General features: G+C 39.0%; 9 protein-coding genes and 1 CRISPR repeat array. Of the genes, 7 read left to right on the top strand and 2 right to left on the bottom strand.

All coding sequences use genetic code 11. The annotated features are described in order from the left end of the window. The 7 genes from IEW44_RS15760 to IEW44_RS15735 all read left to right on the top strand — a co-directional run. Positions 1 to 1,734: glycoside hydrolase family 78 protein (locus IEW44_RS15760; protein WP_229704281.1), on the top strand; the 1,734-nt coding region annotated here is incomplete at its 5' end. A gap of 57 nt (positions 1,735 to 1,791) precedes the next feature. Continuing rightward, on the top strand, positions 1,792 to 2,052 hold the full coding sequence (locus IEW44_RS15755; protein WP_188616012.1) for a hypothetical protein: 261 nt from the start codon (positions 1,792 to 1,794) through the stop codon (positions 2,050 to 2,052). A gap of 3 nt (positions 2,053 to 2,055) precedes the next feature. Beyond that, complete coding sequence (locus IEW44_RS16060; protein WP_268236386.1) at positions 2,056 to 2,169, top strand: CD1375 family protein; 114 nt, start codon at positions 2,056 to 2,058, stop codon at positions 2,167 to 2,169. Positions 2,170 to 2,267: 98 nt separating this feature from the next. Next, positions 2,268 to 2,555 (top strand): hypothetical protein, encoded by a 288-nt coding sequence (locus tag IEW44_RS15750; protein WP_188616011.1) that lies wholly within the window; start codon positions 2,268 to 2,270, stop codon positions 2,553 to 2,555. A gap of 102 nt (positions 2,556 to 2,657) precedes the next feature. Continuing rightward, positions 2,658 to 2,948 carry a hypothetical protein gene (locus tag IEW44_RS15745; RefSeq protein ID WP_188616010.1) on the top strand — a complete coding sequence of 97 codons (291 nt, stop codon included), beginning with the start codon at positions 2,658 to 2,660 and terminating at the stop codon, positions 2,946 to 2,948. Beyond that, on the top strand, positions 2,935 to 3,198 hold the full coding sequence (locus IEW44_RS15740; protein ID WP_229704280.1) for a phage holin: 264 nt from the start codon (positions 2,935 to 2,937) through the stop codon (positions 3,196 to 3,198). The genes IEW44_RS15745 and IEW44_RS15740 overlap by 14 nt, the downstream gene beginning before the upstream one ends. Positions 3,199 to 3,319: 121 nt before the next feature. Beyond that, a complete protein-coding gene (locus tag IEW44_RS15735; RefSeq protein WP_188616009.1) occupies positions 3,320 to 4,078 on the top strand; it encodes an N-acetylmuramoyl-L-alanine amidase in 759 nt (252 codons plus the stop codon). 178 nt (positions 4,079 to 4,256) lie between these two features. Then, positions 4,257 to 4,695: a CRISPR direct-repeat array (repeat unit 33 nt; unit sequence GTCACTCCCTACATGGGGAGTGTGGATTGAAAT). 69 nt (positions 4,696 to 4,764) lie between these two features. Here IEW44_RS15735 and IEW44_RS15730 read toward each other — a convergent pair. Both IEW44_RS15730 and IEW44_RS15725 read right to left on the bottom strand, forming a co-directional pair. Further along, a complete protein-coding gene (locus tag IEW44_RS15730) occupies positions 4,765 to 5,340 on the bottom strand; it encodes a DUF5067 domain-containing protein (protein ID WP_229704279.1) in 576 nt (191 codons plus the stop codon). A 196-nt stretch (positions 5,341 to 5,536) separates the two neighbouring features. Further along, on the bottom strand, positions 5,537 to 5,771 hold a 235-nt coding region (locus tag IEW44_RS15725; RefSeq protein WP_188615066.1), incomplete at its 5' end, for a universal stress protein.

Below are 5,771 nucleotides of genomic sequence, written 5' to 3'. Positions count from 1 at the left end.
ATTCGTGCGCGCCGTGGCGGCAATTCGGCGCGTCATTGGTATTGGTATGACGCGTCGACTCGCAACACGTACTTCGGTTGGCGCCCGGTCCTTGAAGTGCTGAACTCTACACCTCTGATCTCTGGAGGGTCTCAAAATTTAGGTAATAAAACAGGCCCGTTTAGTGTGGTGTACCAAGTGTCAGACCCTGAAGGACATTCCGTTAATGTCACAGAAAAAATCAATGGAAAAATTGTGGCTACAAAAAACAACGTGCCGCAAAAGCAAGATCGAGAAATGGTTGTAACGCTTGAACAGTGGAAAGAGATACCACTTAATCAACCATCAACGATTACGATTGAAGCAACTAATGAAAAAGGTGCTAAATCAGAACGTGTGTATACGTTCACAAAAACCAATGCGCCACCTACAGCAAAAACGGTCGAGCCTAAAGGTGACCTAGCTAATATTGCCATCGTCTCGACGATTACACCTACATTTGTCTATCAATTTATTGATACAGATCCAGGCGATATCCAAACGGCGATGCAATTAATCATCGAAAACACGAATGCTCAAATCGTACACGATTCTGGCAAAAGGCAAACGGCACAATCGTTTTATCAGCTGCCAGATAACATAAAATTAGAGTGGGGTGTACGTTATAAGTGGCGTGTGCGTGTATGGGACAAATACGACGTACCATCAGAATACACATTTGATGAGTTTTTTCTTCCTAATAGACCACCAAATGTAGCTAATTTGCGTCCAGGAAGTAATCATGAAGCATCACCTGAAGGCACGTCTTTAACGCCCACTTTCAAGTGGGATTTTGAAGACCTCGATTTAGAAGCGCAAGCCGCGTATCAATTAGTAGTACGCACAGCAGATACGAATGCAGAAATTTATAACACCAATAAAATTTATAAAAATGTGAACGAACATACGATACCTGATTTTGTGTTAGCACAAGGTGCAGCGTATTACGCCCAGGTAACTGTATGGGATCCAAATGGTTTAGAAGGTGCAAGTGATAAAGCCTATATCGTGACAAATGCGACACCTACAGCACCAATATTAACAACGCCAATTAACAACTATCGTACAACACTAAAGCCTACATTGAATGGTATTGTAGGCACGGACAAAGAAGACGATGGTCAACATTTCATTGTGCAAATTTCTAAGAACGCTGATTTTACAGGAGAGGTGTTAACGCATCGATCAGACGAAAATCGTGCAGGATGGAAGGTCAATGGTTACGATATCCCCGAAGAGGGTGTTAAAAATGACCAAGCAGGGCAAACCGTATCCTACACATTACAAGAGCAAGTGGACATGAATGCGAAATATTATTGGCGCATGGCGGCTATTGATGCAACTACAAAAGCTGTTGGAAAGTATGGCGAAGTGCGACATATTAGAGCGGGTAATAAATTAGCTTATGACACGTTAAAACAGCCCATTGATACAGCTGCAGCACCAGCCAATCGAGCGCTTGTTGCGTTAGATTATGCTATCGCAACAGATGGGAGTAATACAGCTACGATTAAAGTTTGGATTTGTAACAACGCCAACGACATTACCCCAACATGGGAGGACATGACCACAGACTTTTTAAACATGGATTACTATACGTTTACAAACAACAAAAAAACAGCCGTAACATGGGCGGTTGCATTAAAAGTAGAGGTAGTGGCCAATGACACAATGGGCGATATTTTCATTGCTTCCCACGGATTTACATTCGACTGATAAAGGAGCTTGGTTGTAGACCAAGCTTCTTTGATATATGAGAAAGGGGGTGAGACCGTGGCATTAAAATTTTTAGCGCAAGTATCATTGGAAGCGGAACGCGCCCAAAAAGAAACAAAAGAAATGTTACCTGGGCGCATGGCGGAACTAGAATCAACCAATATGCAGTTGATGGCCGCCTTAGCAGAATCCTATGAAGCGTCCGTGAAACTGGCGCAAGAAAATGAAGAACTAAAGCAAACGATTGCAGACAGTGAAACACGCACCATGTTGGCAATAGCAGAAATTTATGAAATGCATAACGTAAAGGAGGGATAACAAATGGCAGTAGTATACCAAAAGCTAATTGAAGCAGGTCTACGCAAACTAAATGATGTACAGCCTCAGGCGCTACGTGATCAAGTTGAGATTTTATTAGCCCAAAACAAAAAGTAAAAGATGTAATGCAAGAGGACGCAGCATAAGGTAGCGTTATTTTTATATTTCCTATAGATATTATATTTTGTATCGTATAATACTATAGGAGGTGTAACATGAATAAATTTGCATCATTTTCTGTTACTTACAATAATGAAGAATATTTTTTTGGAGTAAAAGGTCTTTATGAGGTTGTTGAAGTAGGAGAGGTAATAAAAGAAAAATTGATTAAGATGGAATTTCTAGAAGATTTCTGTCGTCAAACGCCTTTAGATACTACTAGAGAAAAGGCACCTTGTGTATTCAATATCGAGGGCGAAGAGTTTTCCTCGAATGGCTTCATTATAGTTTTGGAAAAGGACTTGAAAAATCTTAAGGCGATTATAATTGATTTAGTTCAATGAGTATTTAGAAGTTTTTTCATGTAATAGGAGAGAAAGAATTTATTGATTTTTAACACCCTTTACTCAGAGGGTGTTTTTATTATTTAGAAAAGGAGATAATTTATGACAATAGATGTACCTGTTTTAGTTGGTGTGCTAGGGCTAGTAGTTGCTGGTTTAGGCTACATCATCAATAGAGATAGAGACCGCAAAAACGATACAAAACAGGACGCGCAAGTGAGCGCACAACTACAGCACATCAGCGAGGGTGTTAACGACATCCGTATTGATTTAAAAGCCAGTGAGCGTCAAATGATGATTTACGGTGAGCGTATTACACGTGTAGAGGAGTCGAATAAACAAGCTCATCACCGTATTAATAAATTGGAGGATAAATGTGATGATGAAAATTAACTGGAAAGCACGTTTGCGACACAAGCCCTTTATTGTGTCGCTTTTTAGTTTGCTTTTGTTGTTAGGCAATCAATTGGCAGCGATTTTTAATGCTGATTTCACGATTTACAATGACCAAATCACAACATTAGCTGAAACAATCCTAGCCATCTTAGTTTTGTTAGGTATTGTGATTGACCCAACAACAGATGGCATTACGGACAGCGAACAAGCACTTCAATATACAAAACCACGTAAGGAAGGTGAATAATAATGGAACACAAAACAGAATGTTGCGTGTGTTGTAAAGAAATTGACGTATTAGAGCACTTTAATGGCGAGATGATGTGCCAGGAGTGTTATCATGCCCCAGAAAATCAGGTGTTTGACTGATGGTTAATGTATTAATGACACGTACAACAGATGTTTATGTTGGACTCAATGAACGTGCTAATTTTGCCAATCGCAATAAGGCAGACTTATTTATCTCATATCATTTGAATGCTGCTGTTACTTCAGCAAATGGGTATGAGGACTTTACGTACCCCACTAAAAACACAGCGACAATTAACAGTCGCAATACCTATCATGGTGCTGTCATGCCTGCTTTGCGAGTGCTACAGCAGTTTAATCGTGGGAAGAAGACGGCCAATTTTGCCGTATTACGAGAAACAAATATGCCTGCCTATTTAATTGAGTTGGGCTTTATTACAAATGCCAGCGAGTATAATAAACTTGCTGGTCAAGCAAACTTTGAATTGTTGGCCCAAACGCATGCCAGTGCGATTAAACAAGCACTGGCCGATTTAGGTAAACCAAATGGCACAGTTTGTATTGATGCAGGGCATGGTGGTCGTGATCCAGGCGCAGTCAGTCGAGGGTACACAGAGGCAGCTTATGTGTTACGTTTTGCGTTACGTGTACGTGAGATTTTACAAGGTGCAAAGCATATTAAGTCTACTACAGATAAAAAGGAGGGTGTAACAATGTTAAATAGTACAGGACGTAAAGAGATTCGCGAGTTACTCAAAAAAGCACGTGCTGCAGGTATCATTGATGCCAAGTATCACACGGATGATAAAATTGCGAAATACAATGATGTACAACTATTAAGCTATCAAGCGGCAGTAGTAAACCGCGAATTTAAATAGATAAACGTGTCATTTTGTGCGAACCTTGTGTGGCGAACCCGAAGTGCCCATGAAATCCCTGGGGGGTTCGCACACCAGATGACCAAAATAATACACTTATCAAATAGCATAGGATAAAGAACTTTCCAATAAACCCTAGATATAGTACAATGAATGCGTGAGATAACCATATCTCGCTGTCACTCCCTACATGGGGAGTGTGGATTGAAATAAAATAAGAACGTTTAGTATCAATGAAACTATAATGTCACTCCCTACATGGGGAGTGTGGATTGAAATTTTGAGTAACCTCTTAAACTTTTTAGTAACACCAGTCACTCCCTACATGGGGAGTGTGGATTGAAATTGAGGTCGTTAGCGCAGTCCAGAGCGCCTTTTGACGTCACTCCCTACATGGGGAGTGTGGATTGAAATTGTGGTATCTAGATCAGTTGCGGACGGTACAGGAGTCACTCCCTACATGGGGAGTGTGGATTGAAATACGCAGCCAAGAAGGTGTTTTTGAAGTTAGTTTACGTCACTCCCTACATGGGGAGTGTGGATTGAAATTTGATTTGGTATTGGTGGCTTATTTTCTTGGTCGGGTCACTCCCTACATGGGGAGTGTGGATTAGAATTTAAGTATGCAAGGAACTATAAAAAAGCCGTTACTTACTAGGACTAACCCTAATAGGTAACGGCTTTGTTTATTTTACTTCAAAATCTTGTTTTCCTAATTCTTTTCCAACTAAGCCTTGTCTGGCAACAAGTGTAACAGGTGTTTCTAAATCATCTAATTCATAAGCAATAGAGTTTTCAACGGTACCATCTTTTTTTATAGATTCCATCTGTGAGTCGAGATGATTTTGGTCGGGTAACATACCAACATTTAATTTATTCACAGCGTTAGGATCATTATCTTGTATTACACTGAACACAGCCATCCAAGATGTGATTGGATCAATATCCTTATCACTTAGATTTGTAGTATCATACCAAATTGCAAAGACAGGTTTTTGACCATATTCATTACCGGGTTCGCCAACAGGAATTACTTTTGTTTCTTTGATTTTAATAGATAAATCTTCAATTTTAACTTCACCATCTTTGAAGTAGACATCTGTAGATGAAATGTCTTCTTTCTTATCTTCTTTAGTGGTTTCTTCATTATTTACACTTGTTTCAATATTTTCATCTTTAGACTTTTCTTTTTCTGTTTCGCCACAAGCTGATAAACCAATCAAACTTGCTACTAACGCAGCACTATAAATAACCTTTTTCAAGTAAATCTCTCCTTATATTCGTAATACATATAAATTTAACCATATATATGAGTAAAATGGAATATGTATTTTGATAGCACTTGTTAAGAGATTTCAAATATGCTAACACATCTCTTAAAGAAATAAACGCCGTAATCAAAGTAGATTCAAAATGATAATATATTTTCTAATACAAGTTTGTCTCCATCTTTTTCTTTTATTTTACAATCAGCACAGGACATTTTGCTGTTTTTAACACTTTGTGACTCACACTACCAATCACAAATTCTTGTAACGTATTTAAACCTCTACTCCCAAGAATAATAATATCTATTGCATGTTGGTTAGCGAAACGTACGATTTCTTCACTAGGAGAGCCATGTAATATTTCTGTTTGATAAGTGACATGAGCCAAAGATAAGAGTTGTTCAATCGGTGCCACTTTTTGTTTT

Origin of the sequence: Lysinibacillus alkalisoli, assembly GCF_014643595.1 — a bacterium.
Lineage (GTDB): Bacteria > Bacillota > Bacilli > Bacillales_A > Planococcaceae > Metalysinibacillus > Metalysinibacillus alkalisoli.
Note: the sequence above shows the minus strand (reverse complement) of the source record. Positions and strands in the feature narration are given on the sequence as shown.

Bases quoted from the DNA above. Each gene is read 5' to 3' on its own strand.
- IEW44_RS16060 (WP_268236386.1), top strand. From the start codon at position 2,056: ATGGCAGTAGTATACCAAAAGCTAATTGAAGCAGGTCTACGCAAACTA.
- IEW44_RS15745 (WP_188616010.1), top strand. From the start codon at position 2,658: ATGACAATAGATGTACCTGTTTTAGTTGGTGTGCTAGGGCTAGTAGTT.
- IEW44_RS15740 (WP_229704280.1), top strand. From the start codon at position 2,935: ATGATGAAAATTAACTGGAAAGCACGTTTGCGACACAAGCCCTTTATT.
- IEW44_RS15750 (WP_188616011.1), top strand. From the start codon at position 2,268: ATGAATAAATTTGCATCATTTTCTGTTACTTACAATAATGAAGAATAT.
- IEW44_RS15735 (WP_188616009.1), top strand. From the start codon at position 3,320: ATGGTTAATGTATTAATGACACGTACAACAGATGTTTATGTTGGACTC.